This window comes from Mediterraneibacter catenae, assembly GCF_008691045.1.
Classification (GTDB): Bacteria; Bacillota; Clostridia; order Lachnospirales; family Lachnospiraceae; genus Mediterraneibacter; species Mediterraneibacter ornithocaccae.
Genome location: NZ_VMSO01000001.1, coordinates 16759 through 38325, shown reverse-complemented (window position 1 = coordinate 38325; position 21567 = coordinate 16759). Strand labels below are relative to the sequence as shown.

Annotated in this window: 21 protein-coding genes; 19 read left to right on the top strand and 2 right to left on the bottom strand. The window is 47.5% G+C overall.

The genetic code is table 11. The annotated features are described in order from the left end of the window. The first annotated feature begins 3 nt into the window (after positions 1–3). From FNY66_RS00170 to FNY66_RS00120, 11 genes are all read left to right on the top strand, one after another. Positions 4–1287 carry a DUF5716 family protein gene (locus tag FNY66_RS00170; protein WP_087151074.1) on the top strand — a complete coding sequence of 428 codons (1284 nt, stop codon included), beginning with the start codon at positions 4–6 and terminating at the stop codon, positions 1285–1287. After that, entirely contained in the window at positions 1262–2029 is a 768-nt protein-coding gene (locus FNY66_RS00165) for a hypothetical protein (RefSeq protein ID WP_087151075.1), read from the top strand. The genes FNY66_RS00170 and FNY66_RS00165 overlap by 26 nt, the downstream gene beginning before the upstream one ends. A 142-nt stretch (positions 2030–2171) precedes the next feature. Then, entirely contained in the window at positions 2172–2978 is an 807-nt protein-coding gene (locus FNY66_RS00160) for a transporter substrate-binding domain-containing protein (RefSeq protein ID WP_150309918.1), read from the top strand. 30 nt (positions 2979–3008) lie between these two features. Further along, a complete protein-coding gene (locus FNY66_RS00155) occupies positions 3009–3692 on the top strand; it encodes an amino acid ABC transporter permease (RefSeq protein WP_150309917.1) in 684 nt (227 codons plus the stop codon). A 12-nt stretch (positions 3693–3704) separates the two neighbouring features. Beyond that, a complete protein-coding gene (locus FNY66_RS00150; RefSeq protein WP_150309916.1) occupies positions 3705–4490 on the top strand; it encodes an amino acid ABC transporter ATP-binding protein in 786 nt (261 codons plus the stop codon). A gap of 226 nt (positions 4491–4716) precedes the next feature. Then, positions 4717–6144, top strand: a complete 1428-nt coding sequence (purF, locus tag FNY66_RS00145) for an amidophosphoribosyltransferase (RefSeq protein WP_150309915.1) — start codon at positions 4717–4719, stop codon at positions 6142–6144. A gap of 65 nt (positions 6145–6209) precedes the next feature. Further along, positions 6210–7643 carry an adenylosuccinate lyase gene (gene purB, locus FNY66_RS00140; RefSeq protein WP_150309914.1) on the top strand — a complete coding sequence of 478 codons (1434 nt, stop codon included), beginning with the start codon at positions 6210–6212 and terminating at the stop codon, positions 7641–7643. A 130-nt stretch (positions 7644–7773) separates the two neighbouring features. Further along, complete coding sequence (locus FNY66_RS00135; RefSeq protein ID WP_150309913.1) at positions 7774–8787, top strand: hypothetical protein; 1014 nt, start codon at positions 7774–7776, stop codon at positions 8785–8787. 96 nt (positions 8788–8883) lie between these two features. Continuing rightward, positions 8884–9636: an SIR2 family NAD-dependent protein deacylase gene (locus FNY66_RS00130; protein WP_150309912.1), complete on the top strand. Its 753-nt coding sequence runs from the start codon at positions 8884–8886 to the stop codon at positions 9634–9636. Positions 9637–9651: 15 nt separating this feature from the next. Further along, the gene (gene gltX / locus FNY66_RS00125; protein WP_150309911.1) at positions 9652–11115 is read left to right on the top strand and encodes a glutamate--tRNA ligase; all 1464 of its coding nucleotides are present in this window, start codon (positions 9652–9654) and stop codon (positions 11113–11115) included. Next, the gene (locus FNY66_RS00120) at positions 11105–12937 is read left to right on the top strand and encodes an ATP-dependent helicase (protein WP_150309910.1); all 1833 of its coding nucleotides are present in this window, start codon (positions 11105–11107) and stop codon (positions 12935–12937) included. Before gltX ends, FNY66_RS00120 begins: the two co-directional genes overlap by 11 nt. Positions 12938–12941: 4 nt before the next feature. Here the strand turns inward: FNY66_RS00120 and FNY66_RS00115 are convergent, their stop codons facing one another. Then, positions 12942–13247, bottom strand: coding sequence for a DUF1292 domain-containing protein (locus FNY66_RS00115; protein WP_087151085.1), 306 nt, complete (start codon positions 13245–13247; stop codon positions 12942–12944). A 161-nt stretch (positions 13248–13408) separates the two neighbouring features. Here FNY66_RS00115 and FNY66_RS00110 point away from each other — a divergent pair, with 161 nt between their 5' ends. The 3 genes from FNY66_RS00110 to FNY66_RS00100 are packed head-to-tail and all read left to right on the top strand — an operon-like array spanning position 13409 to position 16784. Continuing rightward, on the top strand, positions 13409–14395 hold the full coding sequence (locus FNY66_RS00110; protein WP_150309909.1) for a substrate-binding domain-containing protein: 987 nt from the start codon (positions 13409–13411) through the stop codon (positions 14393–14395). Between the two features lie 14 nt (positions 14396–14409). Then, entirely contained in the window at positions 14410–16188 is a 1779-nt protein-coding gene (locus tag FNY66_RS00105; protein ID WP_150309908.1) for an alpha-amylase family glycosyl hydrolase, read from the top strand. Beyond that, positions 16185–16784 carry a DUF5662 family protein gene (locus FNY66_RS00100; protein ID WP_087151088.1) on the top strand — a complete coding sequence of 200 codons (600 nt, stop codon included), beginning with the start codon at positions 16185–16187 and terminating at the stop codon, positions 16782–16784. Before FNY66_RS00105 ends, FNY66_RS00100 begins: the two co-directional genes overlap by 4 nt. Here FNY66_RS00100 and FNY66_RS00095 read toward each other — a convergent pair. Beyond that, on the bottom strand, positions 16772–17251 hold the full coding sequence (locus FNY66_RS00095; protein ID WP_150309907.1) for an S-ribosylhomocysteine lyase: 480 nt from the start codon (positions 17249–17251) through the stop codon (positions 16772–16774). The two genes, FNY66_RS00100 and FNY66_RS00095, sit on opposite strands and share 13 nt — an antisense overlap. Before the next feature lie 155 nt (positions 17252–17406). Here FNY66_RS00095 and FNY66_RS00090 point away from each other — a divergent pair, with 155 nt between their 5' ends. From FNY66_RS00090 to FNY66_RS00070, 5 genes are all read left to right on the top strand, one after another. Continuing rightward, positions 17407–18051, top strand: coding sequence for a histidine phosphatase family protein (locus FNY66_RS00090; protein ID WP_150309906.1), 645 nt, complete (start codon positions 17407–17409; stop codon positions 18049–18051). A gap of 36 nt (positions 18052–18087) precedes the next feature. After that, positions 18088–19698: an MBL fold metallo-hydrolase RNA specificity domain-containing protein gene (locus FNY66_RS00085; protein WP_150309905.1), complete on the top strand. Its 1611-nt coding sequence runs from the start codon at positions 18088–18090 to the stop codon at positions 19696–19698. A gap of 103 nt (positions 19699–19801) precedes the next feature. After that, entirely contained in the window at positions 19802–20584 is a 783-nt protein-coding gene (gene sigG, locus FNY66_RS00080) for an RNA polymerase sporulation sigma factor SigG (RefSeq protein WP_087151092.1), read from the top strand. Between the two features lie 49 nt (positions 20585–20633). Then, the gene (locus tag FNY66_RS00075; RefSeq protein ID WP_087151093.1) at positions 20634–21305 is read left to right on the top strand and encodes an HAD family hydrolase; all 672 of its coding nucleotides are present in this window, start codon (positions 20634–20636) and stop codon (positions 21303–21305) included. After that, positions 21302–21565 (top strand): glyoxalase, encoded by a 264-nt coding sequence (locus FNY66_RS00070; protein WP_087151094.1) that lies wholly within the window; start codon positions 21302–21304, stop codon positions 21563–21565. The genes FNY66_RS00075 and FNY66_RS00070 overlap by 4 nt, the downstream gene beginning before the upstream one ends. The last annotated feature ends 2 nt before the right edge of the window (positions 21566–21567 follow it).

Here is a 21567-nt window from a genome sequence, read left to right as displayed (position 1 = left end):
TGTATGGGACAAGGCAGTATCATAGGATATGAGATAAATGAAAAGACATGTCAGATCAGTTTTTATAATGATGAGGATATGGAGCCGGATACACTGGAAGTGGATTCCGATAATTACCAGATTCCCCTGATCATAGGAAAACTCAGAGATACATGGGCATACGGCAAAGAGGCAAAGCGTCTTGTCAGTATTAAAGAAGGATTTACAGTCACACGGCTTCTGAGTAAAAGTCTTGCCGGCGACAAAATAGAGTTCGGCGAGGAGACGTACGATGCGTCCTGGCTGCTCTCACAGTTTATTCAGATGTCACTGCAGCCGTTTCCGGTGATAGAGGGCATTGTCTTCACGGTGCCGTCGCTGTCGGAAGAACTGGCACAGATGCTGCGGGAGATCGCCGTCCGCATGAATATTGACAAGAGGCACATTTTTATACAGGATTATAAAGAGAGTTTCTGCAACTATCTGTTTTATCAGCCAAAGGAACTGTGGCAGTATGATGCTGCTTTGTTCTGCTGCGACCGTAATGAGATCAGAGCTTATATGCTCCGCAGGCTGAAGCCCGGACTTGGCGGGGGCAAGACTACATTTGTCACTGTCGACGAAGTGGCCAGCGCGCATATGAAAGAGCTGGCAATGGTCTATCCGGTTCTTAACGAAGATAAGGCTAAAGAGGCGGATGCCATGTTCTGTAAATTTATTGAGAGCGTGTTTGACAAGCGAATTGTATCTTCTGTCTTTCTGACGGGAGAAGGATTTGAGAATAACTGGTATCCGAAAGCCCTGCGTGTTCTGTGTAACGGGCGGCGTGCGTTTATCGGAAACAATCTGTACAGTAAGGGTGCATGTTATACTGCGTATCGTAAGCTTTTCATGCATATTGAGAATCCTGTTTATCTCTCGGAGGATAAACTGACGGATCAGATTACGGTAAATATGAGAGTGGATGGTCAGGAAATGTGGTATCCGATCGTATCCTGGGGAGCGCACTGGTACGAATCCAACAATCAGTGGGAAGTGCTCTGCGAGGATATGGAGGAGATTGAATTTCATATTGAATCGCTGATCCAGGGAAATGTAAGGACAGAATCAATTTCTCTTGCTCAGCTCCCGAAACGGCCGGAATATTCTGTGCGCCTGCAGCTTGAGACAACTTTTCTGGATAATAAGACGTGCAGGATCAGTGTGAGGGATGCAGGATTCGGCGATTTCTTCCCGGCAACGGATTTTCATGCTGAGAAGACGATACATTTAGGAGGCAATGATGGGAAATTTAATTCTTTGTCATGACAGACATGCTGTACATCCTTATGAAATTACAAGGATACACTGCCGTATATTTACGATCGAAGAGCTCTGTTACTATCTGTGTAATAATCTTTATCTGATCGATTATACAATTATGAATCAGCAGCTGTGTAACTGGCTTGAAGAAGAACTTGGTATGGAGAGGCTTGCATCGGATTTGAAAGATGTGCTCCGTCTGCACGGATCAGTAGAAAAATTTGTACTGACTATCCTGAAAGCGTCGAGAATTTACCGCGAGCCGGAGATGATCCGGATTCAGAATGTGCTTGAGCATCTGAAGAATCAAAAAGATATTGAGCGGCAGAAATACAAAGGCGATAACCTGTTGGAGAGCGGGGAGGTCGAGGAGGCAATTCTTGTCTATCAGGCAATCCTCAACCAGGAAAAAGACGAGACTGTGGACGATAAGTTTTATGGAAGGATATATGCCGGTCTGGGGGCTGCATATGGGCGCCTTTTCCTTTATCAGGAGTCGGCCCGTATGTATGACAGAGCATATCAGATATGCCAGGACAAAGCCCTGATCAAGCCGTATCTTTACGCATCGTATAAATATATGTCGCTCGAAGAATATCATATACTCATTACAAAGCAGGATGAGTACATGGAGATTAACGCGCAGATGCGCCGCGAGATTGATGAGATACGGAAGAATATGCCGGAAGAGACGGATCCGGAGCTCATCGAGAAGTGGAAACGGCAGCATAGAAGAAATCATTCATAAGCAGACATTATCCCCCTGACAAAGTAACATTTGACAGGGGGATATCATTATGATAGAATACAACGGTAACTTTACCGTGGTACAGTGACTCATTGGTAGAGAAAAAAAGTAAAACCGGAAATGTCCGGTGACGGAGGTAATTATGAAAAAAAGAGTATTGAGTGTATTACTTTGTGCGGTTATGGCGGTTTCACTTCTGGCGGGCTGCGGATCCGGAAATAGCGACAACGGCGGTGAAAGCGAGAGCGACAAGGCCTATGTTCAGGACAAGGGAACTCTTGTAGTTGGCATCACAAATTTTGAGCCAATGGATTATAAGGATGAAAGCGGCGAGTGGGTCGGATTTGACGCAGATCTTGCCAGAAAATTCGCAGAGAGTCTCGGGGTGGAGGCTGAGTTTGTCGAGATTGACTGGGATAACAAGATCATGGAGCTCGACGGAAAGACCATCGACTGCGTGTGGAACGGCATGACGCTGACTCCGGAAGTTACCAGTTCCATGGAGTGCACGGATGCATATCTTAATAATGCGCAGGTTGTTGTAGTTCCAAAAGAAGTGGCAGATCAGTATCAGGATGAGGAAAGTCTTGCAGATCTGAACTTTGCCGCTGAAGCGGGAAGCGCAGGGGAAGAAGAGCTTGAGGCAAGAGAACTGAATGTCACACCGGTGACGGCACAGGCGGACGCGCTTATGGAGGTAGCGGCAGGCACATCGGATGCGGCCGTGATCGATCTGCTTATGGCAGCGGCGATGATCGGTGACGGAACAAGTTATGCCGATCTTACATATACAGTGCACTTAAACAATGAAGAGTACGGCGTAGGTTTCAGAAAAGGATCAGATCTGACAGACGAACTGAACGATTTCTTTGCATCCTGCTATGAAGACGGAAGCATTCAGTCTCTGGCGGAAACATACGGGGTGCAGGCTGCGCTGATTGAAGAGTAAAGAAGACTATAATACGGACGGAGTTATGTTATGACATTTTCAGAACAGTTTCCAATTGTGGTTGAGGCGTTAAATGGAGGTTTTCTGCAGACTCTGAAGCTGTTTTTTGTGACGCTTCTCGGTGCGATCCCTCTGGGGCTGATTATCTCTTTCGGATCGATGTCCCGCTTTAAACCATTGAGTTACTTTACAAAGATCATTGTATGGATCATCAGAGGGACACCGCTGATGATCCAGCTTTTGATCATTTATTTCATGCCCGGTCTGGTAGGAGACAACAATATATGGGGCGGCGGTGAGAGCGGAAGGTTTCTCGCGGCTTCTGTTGCGTTTATTTTCAATTATTCCTGCTACTTTTCGGAAATCTACCGAGGAGGAATCCAGGGAGTGCCTAAGGGACAGGAAGAGGCGGGCCTTGTGCTCGGCATGACGAAGAGTCAGATATTCTTTAAGGTCAAGCTGCTTCAGATGATCAAGAGAATTGTACCGCCTATGTCTAACGAGATTATCACCCTGGTGAAAGATACGTCACTCTCTCGTATCATTGCGCTTCAGGAGGTTATCTGGGCGGGACAGTCCTTTATGAAAGGTAATATGGGAATAGCGGGCGTGATCTGGCCGCTGTTCTTTACGGCAGTATACTATCTGATCTTTAACGGCATCCTGACGGTCCTTCTGGGACGTCTGGAAAGAAAACTGGAATATTTCAGATAGGAGGCAGTTGATATGGCGATTTTGGAAGTACAGCATATAAGTAAAAGTTTTGGAAATACAGAAGTGTTAAAAGACATCAGCTTCACGCTGGAAAAGGGAAAAGTTCTCTCAATGATCGGTTCTTCAGGAAGCGGAAAAACAACCCTGCTGCGCTGCCTTAACTTTCTGGAGCAGCCGGACGGCGGAGTGATCTGCGTTAATGGCGAGACACTGTTTGATGCCTCAAATCCGCAGACAAGACAGGAAAGCGAGATTCGCAGGAAGAGGCTGCATTTCGGACTGGTATTCCAGTCGTTTAACCTCTTTCCGCAGTATACAGCTCTCCAGAACGTGATGCTTGCCAAAGAGCTTCTGGAGAAGGAAAAGCCGGACTATAAAGCGAGAAAGAAAGAGATACACGAACAGATTGAACATGAGGCAAGGATGCTTCTGGATCAGATGGGGCTTTCCGACAGAATTAATAATTATCCTCATCAGCTTTCGGGAGGACAGTGTCAGCGTGTGGCAATAGCGAGGGCTCTGGCCCTGAAGCCGGACATCCTCTGCTTTGACGAACCTACGTCCGCGCTTGACCCGGAGCTTACGGGAGAAGTGCTCAAAGTAATTAAAGGCCTGGCGGATCAGGAGACGACGATGATTATTGTTACTCATGAGATGGCATTTGCGAGAGATGTCTCAAGCCAGGTGATTTTTATGGATGACGGATGCATCCTTGAGTGCGGGACACCGGAGGAAGTGTTTGAAAATCCGAAAGAAGAGCGTACAAAGCAATTTTTGTCACGTTACACAAACGGCTGATATGCGGCAGATAAATTATATGCAAAATTGATAAAATACAGTTGATTTATTAATGAATCTTATAAAAGGAATCTCGATAAAATAATGACAGGGACAGATACAGGGCAGGCGGGAATGTTGATTTTCCGCCTGCCTTATATTATAATCGAGTTTGCAGACTGACAACCCTTTCTGCGGATTGACATGTAGCGTATTGCTTGTAAGGATCAGTAAGGAGCGGATTTTAATGACAGAATTTAGCAGAATGTCTACCGGACTCGGCGAGGAATGCGGAGTCTTCGGAGCTTATGATATGGACGGACACGATGTTGCGCCGTCGATTTACTACGGGCTGTTTGCATTGCAGCACAGAGGACAGGAGAGCTGCGGAATCGCAGTGACCGATACGAACGGACAGAGAAAGGTCCTTTCAAGAAAAGGGCTCGGACATGTAAACGATGTATTTAATGAAGAGACTCTCCAGGAGCTGAAGGGGAATCTCGGAGTGGGCCATGTTCGTTATTCTACTGCCGGAGGCACCAGAGTGGAAAATGCACAGCCTCTCGTGATCAATTATGTAAAAGGGACGCTGGCAATCGCCCATAATGGTAATCTTGTCAATGCGATTGAGCTCAGGAAAGAGCTGGAATATACGGGAGCTATTTTCCAGACAACGATCGACTCTGAGGTGATCGCATATCACATTGCCAGAGAGAGGCTGAATACAAGGACTGCAGAAGAAGCGGTAAAGAACGCCATGAAAAAGATCAGAGGTGCGTATGCCCTTGTTGTCAACAGTCCGAGGAAAATGATAGGGGCAAGAGATCCATTCGGATTGAAGCCGCTGTGTATCGGAAAGAGGGATAATACGTATTTTCTTGCTTCCGAGAGCTGCGCGATTACGGCGGTGGACGCAGAGTTTGTCAGGGACGTACAGCCGGGAGAAATCGTGACGATCACTCGCGAAGGAATCGCTTCGGATATGAGTATGGCTGTTCCGGAGGAAAAACATGCAAGATGTATTTTTGAGTATATTTATTTTGCCCGTACAGACAGCAGGATTGATGGGGTGGAAGTATACCATTCCAGGATCCTTGCGGGAAAGGCACTGGCAGAGTCGTATCCGGTAGAAGCGGACCTTGTGGTCGGGGTGCCGGATTCGGGGCTGGTAGCAGCAAAGGGATATTCAGAGTATTCGGGCATTCCGTATGGAATGGCATTTCATAAAAACAGCTACGTGGGCAGGACGTTTATCAAGCCAAAGCAGAGCGACCGGGAATCCAGTGTCAAGATCAAACTGAATGTGATTCCCGAAGTTGTCAGGGGAAAAAGGATTGTTATGGTGGATGACTCTATCGTACGCGGTACGACATGCGCCAATATTATAAAAATGCTGAAAAATGCAGGAGCGACAGAAGTACATGTGAGAATCAGTTCCCCGCCGTTTTTATATCCGTGCTATTTCGGAACAGATGTTCCGTCAGATGATCAGCTGATCGCTCATTCCCATACGCCGGAGCAGATCCGCCGGATGATCGGGGCGGACTCGCTCGGATATATGGAGATCGGCAAGCTTAAGGAGATGGTGGGAGATTTAAACTACTGTGATGCATGTTTTACAGGCAATTATCCGATGGAAGTTCCGGGGGAAGATATCAGCCATGCATTTGAGTGAAACGCATGAGCTTTTGAACCTTGGTATCATATAAATATTAAATATATAAAAAGGAGATCATAATTATGTCAAATGACCGCTATGTAAGCCCGCTTTCCGAACGTTATGCAAGTAAGGAGATGCAGTACATCTTCTCTCCGGACAAGAAGTTCCGTACATGGAGAAGACTCTGGATCGCTCTGGCTGAGACTGAGAAAGAGCTGGGACTTAACATCACAGACGAACAGATCGAGGAACTGAAAAGCCATGCAGACGACATTAACTATGATGTGGCAAAAGAGAGAGAAAAAGTTGTGCGCCACGATGTTATGTCACATGTTTATGCATATGGCGTACAGTGTCCGAAGGCAAAGGGAATCATCCATCTCGGAGCTACATCCTGCTACGTGGGAGACAACACGGATATTATTATCATGTCAGAGGCTTTAAAACTGGTAAGAAAGAAACTGATCAATGTGATCGCGGAACTTGCAAAGTTCGCAGACGCACAGAAAGCCCAGCCGACCCTTGCATTCACGCATTTCCAGCCGGCCCAGCCGACAACGGTAGGCAAGCGTGCGACGCTGTGGATGCAGGAGTTTGAGATGGATCTGGAAGATCTGGATTACGTTCTTGGAAGCCTGAAACTGCTCGGTTCTAAAGGGACGACAGGAACCCAGGCAAGTTTCCTTGAGCTGTTTGACGGGGATCAGGGAACAATTGATAAGATCGATCCGATGATCGCCGAAAAGATGGGGTTCAAGGCCTGTTATCCGGTATCAGGACAGACTTATTCGAGAAAAGTTGATACAAGAGTATTAAATGTCCTCGCAGGAATTGCGGCAAGTGCGCATAAGTTCTCCAATGACATCAGACTTCTGCAGCACCTGAAAGAGATTGAGGAGCCGTTTGAGAAGACACAGATTGGTTCTTCTGCTATGGCGTATAAGAGAAACCCGATGAGAAGTGAGCGTATTGCTTCCCTGTCCCGCTATGTGATGATCGATGCGCTGAATCCGGCGATTACATCAGCTACGCAGTGGTTTGAAAGGACACTGGACGACTCTGCCAACAAGCGATTAAGTGTTCCGGAAGGATTCCTGGCGATCGATGGTATTCTGGATCTCTGTCTGAATGTGGTGGACGGACTCGTGGTATATCCAAAAGTAATCGAGAAGCGTCTTATGTCCGAGCTGCCGTTCATGGCGACTGAGAATATCATGATGGATGCAGTAAAAGCGGGCGGAGACAGGCAGGAACTGCATGAGCGGATCAGGGAGCTGTCCATGGAAGCAGGCAGAAATGTGAAGGAAAAAGGACTTGACAACAATCTGCTCGAACTGATCGCGGCAGATCCGGCATTTAATCTGAGCCTGGAAGATCTGCAGAAAACAATGGATCCGTCAAAATATGTAGGAAGAGCAAAAGAGCAGGTGGAAGCATATCTTAACAATGTGATCAATCCACTTCTTCAAAATAACAAAGATGTGCTGGGAATGACGGCAGAGATTAATGTCTGATTGAGAAAAACGCAAAGGAATGTTGCTAAGGATTGCGGCATTCCTTTTCCTCTGGTATCTTATCTTCTGGAAAACTTAATGGAAATATTTTCCATAGTGCCATTGTGGTGAAGAAAGGACAGGGATAAAAATGGAATGGTGTGAAGTATTTTATGCAGAGCGTATTTCTGTAACGGGATTTTCCAGGATCATGAAAACACTTCTGGTATTATTGCTGTTATGTGCAGTGACTACGAGTGCGAGCTTTGGCGAGACGCTACGAGAGACGGATAGGGCGAGTGGAACTGAAGCCGTCCTGTCGGCGGATGCTGCCGGGCAGACTGTTGATCCGTATATTGCCCGGACAATAGAGTCAGGACAGGTGATTTCCGCGCTGTCAGCTCTGAATACAGAGGATATGACTGCAATACTGATTCCGGATGCAATGGAGGATGTTCAGGAAGAAGTACTGCCGAAAATCTCTGAAACAGCAACTGCCCCGGAACCGATTATACAAGACCCGCAAGCAGCGGAACAGCCGGGTGAGAAAAATCCGCAGGCAGTCATCCCGTCCGATAATGCAGATGATATAACTTCAGGGATAACAGAGGATACAGCAGCAGAGGATGCACAAGAGCCTGCGGCGCCGGCAGTTCCTCCGGAAACTCCGCCTGCAGTGCCGGGAGAAGTCGTAGTCGATGGATTTCTGGTTAATGAATCCGGCATTATCTGCGGGATTTCCGATCCGGATCTGGTCGAGGACGACGGATATATGGAGCTGCCCGCGGAAGGATGTTCCGGAATAGCGGCGGGAACGTTCCGTTCCGGGCTTCCGTCTGTGCGAGAAATCTTTATTCCTTCCAATATTTCTTATATCGAAGAAGGTGCTTTCGCAGGACTTTCCAATGTTGAGTGGTTCGAGACGGAAGCAGCCGGTGATTATTATACAGATGAAGGGGTGCTGTTTTCGGAAGGAGGAACATGTATCCTTGCATTTCCTGCAGGCAGGACCGGAAATTATAAAGTTCCTTCCCAGGTTGTAAGATTTGCTCCCGGGGCATTTGAGTACGCACAGATCGAGGTGCTCGATGCAACGTCATGTGCCCTTGCAGACAGAACGGGAGTGCCGGATAATATCACTCTGCTGGAAAGGGAAACGCCATAGGATTGTTGAAGAATCCTCCGAATTGTTTTATAATATTTGATATATTACAGAAACATGATCTGCTGATAAGAACAGCAGCAGAAGGGAGGGATCTTTATGAAAGATAAAAATATGCTTCAGATTTTAGAAGACAGCAGATATACTGTGGTCTTAAGTGGAGCCGGACTGATGGTCGAGAGCGGGTATCCGCTTTTGCGCGATGGCAGAGAATCCTATGAAATAGAAGAAAAATACGGATATTCTTTTGAAGAAATATTCAGCAGTGCATTCTATTCGGCCAGAAAAGAGGTGTTCTTCCGCTTTTATAAAGAATTCATCCTGAAGGCAACGGAAGTTCCGCCTGGAAAAGGGTTTCATGCACTTAAGTCACTGCAGGATTACGGGCTGGTTGATTCGATCATTACCCGGCGTATCGCGGGACTGGAAGACAGGGCGGGATGCAGGAATGTCCTGAATATGAAAGGAACCGTTTTTGAAAATGTGTGTCCTGCATGCGGAAGAAAGTATTCTGCCGAGTATATGAAAGCGGCGAAAGGCGTGCCCCTCTGTGAGAAGTGCATGACGGCGATCCGTCCCCAGGTATGTCTGTTCGGGGAGATGATCAACAATGCTGTCATGACAAGAGCGGCAGAGGAGGTCGAGAAAGCAGATACACTGCTTGTGCTCGGCGCAAACCTGACTACGCCGCTGTGCAGCCAGCTCCTGCAGTATTACAGCGGACCGAATCTGATCCTTGTGACAGAGCATGAACACTATTCGGATCAGAGGGCGGATATCGTTATCCACGGAAGAAGCGATGAATTCCTTGCCGGCATGGTATCTGAATATGAAAAGCAAAATAACGACTGAAATTGGAGAGAAGAAATGAGTAACCGAGTAAGAACAAGATTCGCACCCAGCCCGACAGGCAGGATGCATGTGGGAAACTTAAGGACGGCGCTTTATGCGTATCTGATCGCAAAACATGAGGGGGGAGATTTTATCCTTCGTGTGGAGGACACGGATCAGGAGCGTTATGTGGAAGGCGCCACGGATATTATATACAGAACACTGGCAAAAACAGGTCTCATCCATGATGAGGGACCGGATAAGGATGGCGGATACGGTCCGTATATCCAGAGCGAGCGTCAGGCGTCGGGACTATACCTGAAGTATGCAAAACAGCTTGTGGAGCAGGGAGATGCATACTACTGTTTCTGTGACAAAGAGCGTCTCGAGTCTCTGAAAACATCTGTATCAGAGGACGGAACAGATATTGTCGTGTATGACAAGCACTGTCTGGGTTTGAGCCGTGAGGAGGTCGAGGCGAATCTGGCGGCAGGAAAACCGTGGGTAATCCGTCTGAATGTCCCGAATGAGGGAGAGACTACATTCCATGACGAGATATACGGCGATATTACAGTGCCGAATGCTGAGCTGGATGATATGATCCTCATCAAATCAGACGGATTTCCGACGTATAATTTTGCAAATGTAGTAGACGACCATCTTATGGGGATCACTCATGTGGTCAGAGGAAATGAATATCTTGCATCAGCGCCGAAGTACAATCGCCTTTATGAGGCGTTCGGCTGGGAAGTGCCGGTGTACGTGCACTGTCCGCTGATTACGGATGAGAATCATAAGAAGCTGAGCAAGCGCAGCGGTCATTCTTCTTATGAAGATCTGATCGATCAGGGATTTGTGTCAGATGCTGTAGTCAACTATGTGGCGCTTCTTGGCTGGTGTCCGTCAGACAATCGCGAGATATTTTCTCTTGAGGAGCTGGTAAAGGAATTTGACTACCGTCATATGAGCAAGTCCCCAGCTGTATTTGACACTACTAAGCTGAAATGGATGAACGGTGAATATTTAAAGGCGATGGACTTCGACAAGTTTTATGAGATGGCGGAGCCATATATCAGAAAGACAGTCACAGAGGATTATGATCTGAAGAAGATCGCGGCGCTCGTCAAGACAAGGATTGAGATCTTTCCGGACATTAATGAACAGATCGACTTTATCGGGGAGCTGCCGGACTATGACTGCGAGCTCTACAGACATAAAAAGATGAAGACAGATCCTGAGAAAGGGCTGGCTCTTCTGGAGGAAGTCCTCCCGCGTCTGGAAGCACAGGAAGACTACAGCAATGACGCTCTGTTTGAGATGCTCAAGGGATTTGCAGAAGAGAAAGGATATAAGATCGGATATGTGATGTGGCCTCTGCGCACGGCTGTCTCCGGAAAGCAGAGCACACCGGGCGGCGCGACCGAACTTATGGAAGTGTTCGGAAAGGAAGAGTCGCTTAGAAGGATCCGAAGAGGAATCGAGAAATTACATGAAATTTAATGAAATGCAGCAGAAGGCGGTCATTCACGGAACCGGGCCCTGTCAGGTACTGGCAGGGCCCGGTTCGGGTAAAACGCTCACGATCGTAAACAGGATCCGTTACCTGATCGAAGAGTGCGGTGTGAGACCGGAAGAAATCCTGGTCGTTACATTTACCCGGTATGCGGCCGCTGAGATGAAAACAAGACTCCGGACCCTGATAGGCAGGAGAAATATTCCCGTGACGGCCGGCACCTTTCACGGGATTTATTATGGGATACTGAAGTGGGCTTACAAGATCGGGAGTCAGAATATACTGTCGGAAGAAGAGAAGTATCAGATCCTCAAATCAGTTATATCCGGACAAGAGCTGGAAATATTTGACGAGGAGGATTTCCTCAGAGATATTGCGGAGGAAATCGGAAAGATCAAGAACAACAGGCTCTCCCCTGACGAGTTTGTATCTGCGAAAGTGAATGCCGATGCATTCAGGGAAATATACAGGGCATATGAGGAAAAGCGGAAATCTCTCAGAAAAATCGATTTTGATGATATGCTTGTCGTGTGCTATGAACTGTTTGCATCCAGACCGGATATACTTGCGTTGTGGCAGAAGAAGTTTAAGTTTATCCTGGTAGATGAATTCCAGGACATAAACCGTGTACAGTATGATGTGATCCGGATGCTTGCAGTGCCGGAGAACAATCTTTACGTCGTGGGGGACGACGATCAGGCTATCTACGGGTTCCGCGGAGCAGATTCCGAGCTTATGTTTCAGTTCCGGGAAGATTACCCTGATGCAGAGCAGATCGTGCTTGGCACAAATTACAGGTCAACAGGCAATATTGTGAAAAATTCCCTGAAAGTGATCAGTCATAATAAGAGACGGTTTCAGAAAGAACTGAACGCAGTGAAAGACAGCGGGAAATGCCTGCACGTCCAGGAATTAAAAGATCCTGTGGAAGAGGCAGGATATGTGGCGGATGCGATCGAAAAGCAGATGGAGTCGGGAGCCGCGGCGGAAGACATGGCAGTCCTTTTCCGTATCCATACGGATGCGCGTCCCCTTGTGGAGGAGCTCATTGAGCGCCATATCCCGTTCCAGATGAAAGAACATCTCCCTAATATCTATAATCACTTTGCAGCAAAGGATATCCTGGCATATTTCAGGCTTGCACTGGGCAAGAGAGAGCGGAGGGATTTTCTGCAGGTGATGAACCGGCCGAAGCGGTATATCGGTCGGGACAGTCTCGCAGGGGCGGAGGTATCTTTTGAGGAGATCAGGAAGTTTTACTGCGACAAAGACTGGATGCTCGACCGCATTGATCAGTTTGAATGGGATGTAAAAATGCTTGCAAAGATGGCGCCCTATGCGGGAATCCAGTATATCCGCAAGCGGATCGGCTATGATGATTTTATAAAGGACTACGCGTATACCCATAATGTGGAGCGCCAGGATCTGAATGAAATTCTGGCTGAGCTGGAAGAATCGGCAAGGCCATATACGACGATAGAAGAGTGGTTCCGGCATATCGAAGAATACACGGAAACACTTCGCGTCAAAGAGCGGCAGAAAAGCATGGAGCAGGAAGGCGTGCGGCTTATGACTCTGCATGCGGCCAAAGGGCTGGAGTTTGACACAGTCTGGCTCATCGAAGTAAATGAAGGCCAGATCCCTTATAAAAAAGCGAAGACCGACCAGCAGACCGAGGAAGAGAGAAGGCTTTTTTACGTGGGTATGACGAGGGCAAGAGAACAGCTTACGGTCTGTTATGTAAAAACAAAAAACGGGAAAGCATCAGATCCTTCCCGTTTTGTAGATGAACTGTTAGAAGACAGCTAAATGTCTACTCCATGTCATCCAGATCGATATCCCCGAAATCCTGCGCTTCCATCCAGTCGTTGAATGCCTCGGAAACCCGTTCGAATTCATCGTCATCCAGAATATTTTCCAGACCTGGTTCTTCACCTTCTCCATTGTCTGTCAGGCGGTAGAGGTAGATCTGTCCGTCATCGCTGTCTCCCTCGTCATTCAGAGGGAGCAGGGCGATGTACTGCCGTCCGTCGGTCTCAAAGATAGTCAGGACATCGCATTCCAGTTCTTCATCGTTCTCCAGGGTCAGTGTTACAGTGAGTGATTCATTTTCGTTCATAAGATTTTCTCCTTTGACGTGCTGCATATACAGCTTTAATGTACTCTGATGGTATCAGATCACGCCGGAAAAAGCAAGCTGCAATCTATTGACATTCCCCCGAAACACGGTAGAATGAAAGAGTAGAATGCGTTAAAATGCAGGATCAGGAGGAATACGTAATGAGAAAAAAGACTATACTGCTTGTCCTGGCGACTTTATTTTCAGTACTTTTTATTTCAGGATGCAAACAAAACGTAGGAACTCCTGAGGATAATGCCGTGGTCGAAGAACCTGAACAAGAGGAAGAAACGGGCGGACATGTGTACGGATTCAGCTGTTCTGATATGGCGGATCCGTTTTATGAGGCGCTGAAAGAATCCGTCGGAACAACCGTTGAAGAAGAGAAAAGCCGCATGCTCGTGCGGGATGCAGGAGGCGATGCAGATGTGCAGATAGATCAGATAAAGGAACTGATCAATGAGGGAGTAGAAGCTGTATTTCTCTGCCCTGTGGATTCCGATGCGATTACACCCGCTTTGCAGGCTCTTGACGAAGCAGATATACCGGTCGTAAACCTGGATGTACGAGTGCAGGAGACGAGCCTGACAGAGGCATTTGTCGGATCTGACGATTATAATGCGGGAAGGCTGTGTGGTGAAGACCTGATCAGCAGAAAGCCGGACGGCGGATCACTGGTGATCGTCGAACATCCGGATTCTGCGGCGGTTAATGAGCGCATCACCGGATTCGAAGAGGCAATCGCTGATCAAGGGTTTGAAGTAGAACGGATTGATTCGGGCGATGCTTACAGTACGATACCGGATCAGCTGTCAGCTATACTTTCAGGCGAGACTCAGATTGATGCGATCATGTGCGGCGATGATCAGATGGCGGAGCAGGTGCTGTCCGCGCTTAAAGAAGAGAGCAAAAACAATATTCTTGTATACAGTGTGGGCGGGTCACCGGCAATAAAAAGCGCTCTGGCGGAAGTCGCAGACCCTATGACGGGAATCGGGGCAAAATCTCCGATCAATATAGGAAAGATAGCCGCAAAAACTGCAGCGGCAATATTGGAAAATGGTGTCTATGAACCTGAGACTTATGTTGAGACGTTCTTTATCAATAAAGATAACGTAGACATGTATGGAACAGACGGCTGGCAGTGAGAAAGGAACGGAATATGAAAAAAATAACAGGAAGACCGCAGCCCTTCGGTACGGTTGTAAAGGGAACTACAGTGAATTTTGCGGTGCAGGTCCCCACGGGAAAAAAATGTGAGCTTTTACTCTACAAAGAGGGAAAGACACGTCCGGAATGTACGTTTGATATGCCGCAGGAAGAGGGGATCGGAGAAGTCCGGTTTCTGGCAGTCGAAAACATAGATGCCGGAAAATATGAGTATAATTTCCGCATAGACGGACGTGTATGCCTGGACCCTTATGTAAGAGAGATTGCCGGGAAGAAGTTTTTTGGGAAGAAGAGAAATCTACAGGAACACGAGATGCGGGGGAAACTTGTCTCTCCCGAATATGACTGGGAAAATGACAGGAGGCTTCATCTGCCATGGAACGAAGTTATCGCGTACAGTCTGCATGTGAGAGGTTTTACAAAACACAGTTCCTCCAAAGCAGCCCATAAGGGAACCTACAAAGGGATTATAGAAAAAATTCCATATCTCAAAGATCTGGGGATCAATCAGATCCAGTGCATGCCTGTTTATGAGTTTGAGGAATGTACAAAGACAAAGATCAATTACTGGGGATACGGACCGGCGTATTATTTTGCGCCGAAAGAGGCTTACTCGGCAGGCGGTTCTGCGGTACATGAGCTGAAAGATATGGTAAAAGAGTGTCATCGGGCGGGCATTGAAGTGGTGCTGGAGATGCCATTTACGCAGGAAGTCCCGGCGCAGACTGCACTCGAATGTCTGCGGTTCTATATGCTTGAGTATCATGTGGACGGATTTGTCGTTAATCCGTACAGCGTACCGTGGGAAATGCTGAATTCTGACCCGCTGCTCAAAGATATTAAACTGATGCGTAAAGATGATGCATTCCAGAACATTATGCGTCGTTTTCTTAAAGGCGACGAGAATATGATAAACGATGTGATGTGGGCATTGTCCCATCATTCGGCATCGGATGGAAAATGCAATTATATCACTGCACAGACAGGATTTACACTGTGGGATCTGGTTTCTTATGACTGCAAACACAATGATGCCAACGGAGAAAATAATACGGATGGACCGGATTATAATTATAGCTGGAACTGCGGGGCAGAAGGGCCGAGCCGTAAGCGTGCGGTCATGACACTGAGAAAAAATCAGGTCAGAAATGCGTTTATGCTTTTGCTCCTGGCACAGGGAACACCCTGTATCCTGGCAGGAGATGAATTTTACAACAGCCAGAAAGGGAATAATAATGTATATTGTCAGGATAATGAAATCGGATGGGTGGACTGGAGCAGGCTTAAGACAGATAATACACTCTTTACCTATGTAAAAAATCTGATTGCTTTCCGTAAAAAACATCCATGCCTGCACCGCGCGGAAGAACTTAAAGGGCTTGACCGTACAGCGTGCGGCATGCCGGATGTATCTTACCATGGAGAGAATGCATGGCAGGTAAATGCAGAAGTGTACAGCAGACAGCTCGGAGTGCTGTATGCCGGAGAAGATCTGGGCGATACCGAGTGCTTTGTAGCTTATAATATGCATTGGCTTCCACATAATTATGCGCTGCCTTCACCGGGAAAGAATAAGAGATGGAGTTCGGCGGCAGCTACGGAAAATGGAGTTGAGGCTGTTTTGGTCCCTGTGGATGACCAGAAGAAAATAACGCTGAAAGAACGCAGTATTACTGTGCTGGTGAGCGAGAAACAGCCCGGAAAGCCGAAAAAGACACCGGCCCGGACAAAGAAAGCATCAGCAAAGGACGGCGGACAGGAGAAACAATGAAAAAAGCACTGGCACATTTTAATACAATCACAAAGCATAAGATTCTTGTTATGAAAGAATGTTTCCGGGTAGGTCTGTACAGGCAGGGACTGCTCCATGATCTCTCAAAATACAGCCCCACAGAATTCCGTGTGGGGTGTAAATATTATCAGGGAACAAGAAGCCCGAACAATGCGGAGCGTGAAGACAAAGGATACTCGTCGGCCTGGCTCCATCATAAAGGGAGAAATAAACACCACTATGAATACTGGATTGACTATAGTCTGGATGGGGAAAAAATGCTGGCAGGAATGAAAATGCCGGTCAGATATGTGGTAGAGATGTTTCTTGACCGGATAGCGGCCAGTAAAGTTTATAAAGGCGGGCAGTATAAAGACAGCGATCCGCTCGAGTATTATCTGAGCGGAAAGGCGGGAGACATGATGCACCCGGAGACGAGGGCGTTGCTGGAGAAGCTGCTTCACATGCTGGCAGGACAGGGAGAAGAAAAAACGTACCGGTATATAAAGAAATATGTTTTAAGAAGGCGCACAGGAAGACATTACATATGTGCGCCTGTGATAAAAAGGCATAAGTCCGGAACTTATTCAGGATAATAAAGCTGGGAATCATGTATGTCTGTGAGTACTTCCGCAAGAAATCTGCGGGCGAGATATTTTGCCATCGGGAGATTCATATCCAGATAGTTGCCGCAGTCTTTGGCGGATGCTCCCGGAACATTACCCTCAAAAGAAGCGATGAACGAGAACATTTCTTTCATCAGGGGGACGATGTCGCGGGATGTATAATCTCCTGCGAGAAGAAGGTAGAATCCTGTCCGGCAGCCCATGGGTCCGAAATAGATTACCTGATTCTGATAAGTTTTGTGATTTCTCAAAAAAGTAGCGCCCAGATGTTCAATCGTATGGACTTCTGCGGTATTCATGACAGGTTCATCGTTTGGACTTGTCATGCGGATATCAAATGTAGTAATGACAGAACCGTTCACATTATCCTTTCTGGAGACATAGATGCCCGGTTTCAGGCGAATATGGTCAATGGTAAAACTTGCGATTTTTTTCATAATGATCTGCTTCCTTTCTCTGTGATCTGTCCTGTCTATTATAGCTTTTCAGGCGGTAAAATACAAGGCTTGCCGTGTGCCTGCAGAGCAGGTATACTAGAGTAGGTATACTAGAGTGGAATTACGGTCCACCCGTCGGAATAGGAGGAACATTCATGTTATTATACATTGTCCGTCACGGAGAAACGGACTGGAATAAAAGTCATAGAGTACAGGGGAGGACGGATATCCCGCTCAACGATTACGGACGCCGTCTCGCAGAAGAGACAGCGGAAGGCATGAAAGACATACAGATCGATATCGGAATGACCAGCCCGCTGCTGAGGGCAAAGGAGACGGCACAGATCATACTGAAAGGGAGAGATGTTCCGCTTTATGACGAGGCCCGGCTTCAGGAGATCAGCTTCGGAAGATACGAAGGAGTATACTGCGGGGGTGATCATTGTGATCCGGAAAGCGAGGCATTCAACCGTTTCTTTTGTGATACTGGCAATTATATACCTCCGGATGACGCAGAGACGATCCCGCAGCTCTATGAGAGAACAGGGGGATTTCTTGAATCTCTGATGAGGAGGGAAGATCTTGCGGGCAAGAGCATCCTGGTATCGACACATGGCGCGGCGATGACTTCGCTTTTGAACCGGATACGGGGCAATCTGTCAGTGGAACATTTCTGGAGAGACGAGGTCCCGCCGAACTGTTCGATTACCGTGGTAGAGATAAATGGCTCAAAAGCACAGATCGTGAAAGAAGGGTTAATCTTTTACAAAGAGAAAGTAAAAAAGTGGAAGACAGTATGATACAATAGAAAAAAAGCAAAAAAGGCTGGTGAGACTATGAAACTGACATTTGTAGGAGCAGCCCATGAGGTAACGGGAAGCTGTCATTTTCTTCAGGCGGCGGGAAAGAATATCCTGATCGACTGCGGTATGGAGCAGGGACCGGATCTGTACGAGAATCCGGGACTTCCGATCCCCGAATCAGACATTGACTATGTGTTCCTGACTCACGCTCATATCGATCACTCCGGGATGCTTCCGAAACTTGCAAAAAACGGCTTTAAAGGGCAGATTTTTGCTACATTTGCGACAGTGGACCTGTGCAATATCATGCTGCGTGACAGTGCACATATCCAGGAATTCGAGGCGGAATGGCGCAATCGGAAAGGAAAAAGAGCCGGTAAACCGGAGTATGAGCCGGTGTATGTGATGCAGGATGCCCTGGATGCGATAGAACTTCTTGTTCCGTGCGAGTATGGGGAGCGTATTTCAATCTGTGATGGTATTGATATTCGCTTTACTGATGTAGGACATCTGCTGGGGTCGGCCAGTATCGAAGTGTGGGCCACTGAAGGGGATGTGACGAAGAAGATCGTATTTTCCGGGGATGTGGGCAATCTGGATCAGCCGATCATCAAAGATCCCACATACACTGCGGCAGCCGATTATGTGGTTGTGGAGTCTACATACGGCGACCGTATCCACACGGCAGAGAAGCCGGATTATATCGGTGAATTCACAAGGATCATCAAGGAGACATTTGACCGGGGCGGAAATGTCGTAATTCCGTCCTTTGCTGTCGGCAGGACTCAGGAGATGCTTTATTTTATCCGGGAGATCAAGGAGAATAATCTGCTGCCGGAATATCCGGATTTTGATGTTTATCTGGACAGTCCGCTTGCGATCGAGGCAACAAAAGTGTTTACTCTCAATATGAGGGAGTGCTTTGACGAGGAGGCAATGCAGCTTGTCAATTCGGGGATCAATCCCCTTGTGTTCCCGGGGCTGCATACATCGACTACGAGTGACGATTCCAGGATGATCAACTTTATCGAAAAGCCGAAAGTTATCATATCGGCATCAGGTATGTGTGATGCGGGACGTATCCGCCACCACCTTAAGCACAACCTCTGGAGACCGGAGTGTACGATCCTGTTTGTAGGATATCAGGCAAACGGAACACTCGGGCGCAGACTTTTGGAAGGAGAGAAGAATGTAAAGCTTTTCGGGGAACCGATCGAGGTGCATGCGCGGATTGAAAGCCTGCACGGAGTCAGCGGCCATGCCGACATGAACGGTCTTCTGAAATGGGTGGGTGCATTCCGAACGCCGGTGGAGAGGGTGTTTGTCGTACATGGCGAGGATACAGTAACTGAGAAGTTCGCAGACACTGTCAACAAGGAGTTCGGTTACAGTACATGGGCGCCGTACCCTTGCTGTGAAGTTGACCTCCTGACGAACGAGATCATAAACGAAGGCGTCAGGATACCGGTGAAAGCGAAGAAGCCGGCACAGCGCAGGGCTGATACTGCCTTTGAGCGTCTGGTTGCGGCGGGAAAACGGCTGCTTGACGTTATCTACAAAAACGAGGGATTATCCAACAAAGACAAAGCGAAATTTGAAACGCAGATTAACAATCTGTCAGACAAGTGGGATATAGACGACTGATTTGTCAAGGACTAAAAGTTTATAAAATTTTCTGACTTCCGGAATATCTTATCCGCCAGGTGAGAATCATTCTAAGTAGAAATTGCTTAGGAGGATTGCTGCTATGATGGTGAATAAGGTTGAACTGTGCGGAGTGAACACATCAAAACTTCCGCTTCTGAAGGAGGAGGAGAAGGCAGAACTTTTTGAACGGATCAAAGCCGGGGATGAAGAGGCCAGGGAAACGTACATTAAAGGGAACTTAAGACTTGTCTTAAGTGTGATCAAACGCTTTGAGGGCAGCAGTGAGAATGCAGATGATCTGTTTCAGATCGGCTGCGTGGGACTTATGAAAGCGGTGGATCATTTTGATCCGTCGAGGATGGTAAAGTTTTCAACTTATGCGGTCCCTATGATCATCGGAGAAATCCGCCGGTATCTCAGGGACAACAGTCCGATCCGGGTGAGCCGTTCGCTGCGTGATACGGCATATAAAGCAATCTATGCAAAAGAAGGGTATATCCGCCGTCATATGAAAGAACCGACCGTGCAGGAGATCGCGGATGAGATAGGAATATCAAAAGAAGATGTTGTATTTGCTCTGGATGCTATCCAGAGTCCGATGAGCCTGCAGGAGCCGGTGTACAGTGACGGCGGAGATACTCTTTATGTTATGGATCAGGTCAGCGACAAGAAGAACAAAGAAGAAAACTGGGTGGAAGAACTTTCCCTGGAGGCGGCCATGGAGCGGTTAAATGAGCGGGAACGTTATATTATCACACTTCGGTTCTTTGAGGGAAAAACGCAGATGGAAGTGGCAGAACAAATCAATATCTCCCAGGCTCAGGTGAGCCGCCTGGAGAAAAATGCCCTCAAGACTATGCGCAGATATCTGCTCGGGGAATGAATATAAGAATACAAGAAGATAAGACAGTATGAGAGGACGGTAGAAAATCATGTATAAAGCCTGTGTTTTTGATCTGGACGGAACACTGACAGATACTCTGGAATCGCTCACTTATTCGGTAAACGAGACGATGAAAGAGCTGGGGCTGCCGGAAATTACTTCCGGACAGTGCAGGGAATTCGTAGGAAACGGAGCAAAAGTGCTGATAGAAAAGACACTGAGGGCAGCGGGGGACGAGAACCTGACGCGCTTTGAGGAAGCATTCGCTGCCTACCAGCGCATATTTGACAAATATTGCACATATCACGTGGCGCCCTATCCCGGGATCACAGAGATGTTAGAGGACATGAAAAAGCAGGGGATGAAGCTTGGTGTTCTCTCAAATAAACCGGACCGGCAGGCGGTACACGTAGTAGAGGAAATCTTCGGGGCGAATGTGTTTGACCATATTCAGGGGCAGAAAGACGGTATTCCGCGAAAGCCGGATCCGGCCGCACTGCTTTATATCGCCGATGAGTTTGGAGTCGAGTCCGCAGAGACACTGTATATCGGGGACTCCGAAGTGGATGGAGCAACAGGAAATGCAGCCGGTATGGACACAGTACTTGTATCCTGGGGATTCCGCTCCCGCAGTGTACTTGAGGCGGCAAAACCGCGTTTTATCGTGGATACAACAGATGAAATATTGAAGATCGTAAGAGAAAAGGGTGAAAAAATATGAGCGAGTACAGCGAAGCATGTTTAGAGACTTTCCTGAGAGATCAGGGCAAATTATTCGACGAACCGGTGGCAGAGAATCTGGAAGAGGCTGAGGCATTTCTTGAGGACTGCATGGCAGTCGTTGTCGATTCTCTTAAAGAAGTAAGGGAGTATTTCGAAGAAGAGGGCGTGGATGTGGACGGACTCGGACCAGATGAGCTGGAGGAAGCATCCGAGGTATTTCCGCTTCCCGACGGAAAATATCTGATCGTAGAAGGGTAGTA

Excerpts from the sequence above, each read along its gene's own strand:
- FNY66_RS00100 (WP_087151088.1), top strand. The coding sequence starts at position 16,185 with ATGAAAAAAGCACTGGCACATTTTAATACAATCACAAAGCATAAGATT.
- purB (WP_150309914.1), top strand. The coding sequence starts at position 6,210 with ATGTCAAATGACCGCTATGTAAGCCCGCTTTCCGAACGTTATGCAAGT.
- FNY66_RS00095 (WP_150309907.1), bottom strand. The coding sequence starts at position 17,251 with ATGAAAAAAATCGCAAGTTTTACCATTGACCATATTCGCCTGAAACCG.
- FNY66_RS00115 (WP_087151085.1), bottom strand. The coding sequence starts at position 13,247 with ATGAACGAAAATGAATCACTCACTGTAACACTGACCCTGGAGAACGAT.
- FNY66_RS00070 (WP_087151094.1), top strand. The coding sequence starts at position 21,302 with ATGAGCGAGTACAGCGAAGCATGTTTAGAGACTTTCCTGAGAGATCAG.
- FNY66_RS00120 (WP_150309910.1), top strand. The coding sequence starts at position 11,105 with ATGAAATTTAATGAAATGCAGCAGAAGGCGGTCATTCACGGAACCGGG.
- FNY66_RS00085 (WP_150309905.1), top strand. The coding sequence starts at position 18,088 with ATGAAACTGACATTTGTAGGAGCAGCCCATGAGGTAACGGGAAGCTGT.
- gltX (WP_150309911.1), top strand. The coding sequence starts at position 9,652 with ATGAGTAACCGAGTAAGAACAAGATTCGCACCCAGCCCGACAGGCAGG.
- FNY66_RS00090 (WP_150309906.1), top strand. The coding sequence starts at position 17,407 with ATGTTATTATACATTGTCCGTCACGGAGAAACGGACTGGAATAAAAGT.
- FNY66_RS00165 (WP_087151075.1), top strand. The coding sequence starts at position 1,262 with ATGGGAAATTTAATTCTTTGTCATGACAGACATGCTGTACATCCTTAT.
- FNY66_RS00110 (WP_150309909.1), top strand. The coding sequence starts at position 13,409 with ATGAGAAAAAAGACTATACTGCTTGTCCTGGCGACTTTATTTTCAGTA.
- purF (WP_150309915.1), top strand. The coding sequence starts at position 4,717 with ATGACAGAATTTAGCAGAATGTCTACCGGACTCGGCGAGGAATGCGGA.
- FNY66_RS00155 (WP_150309917.1), top strand. The coding sequence starts at position 3,009 with ATGACATTTTCAGAACAGTTTCCAATTGTGGTTGAGGCGTTAAATGGA.
- FNY66_RS00105 (WP_150309908.1), top strand. The coding sequence starts at position 14,410 with ATGAAAAAAATAACAGGAAGACCGCAGCCCTTCGGTACGGTTGTAAAG.
- FNY66_RS00075 (WP_087151093.1), top strand. The coding sequence starts at position 20,634 with ATGTATAAAGCCTGTGTTTTTGATCTGGACGGAACACTGACAGATACT.
- FNY66_RS00135 (WP_150309913.1), top strand. The coding sequence starts at position 7,774 with ATGGAATGGTGTGAAGTATTTTATGCAGAGCGTATTTCTGTAACGGGA.
- FNY66_RS00130 (WP_150309912.1), top strand. The coding sequence starts at position 8,884 with ATGAAAGATAAAAATATGCTTCAGATTTTAGAAGACAGCAGATATACT.
- FNY66_RS00170 (WP_087151074.1), top strand. The coding sequence starts at position 4 with ATGGGACAAGGCAGTATCATAGGATATGAGATAAATGAAAAGACATGT.
- sigG (WP_087151092.1), top strand. The coding sequence starts at position 19,802 with ATGATGGTGAATAAGGTTGAACTGTGCGGAGTGAACACATCAAAACTT.
- FNY66_RS00150 (WP_150309916.1), top strand. The coding sequence starts at position 3,705 with ATGGCGATTTTGGAAGTACAGCATATAAGTAAAAGTTTTGGAAATACA.
- FNY66_RS00160 (WP_150309918.1), top strand. The coding sequence starts at position 2,172 with ATGAAAAAAAGAGTATTGAGTGTATTACTTTGTGCGGTTATGGCGGTT.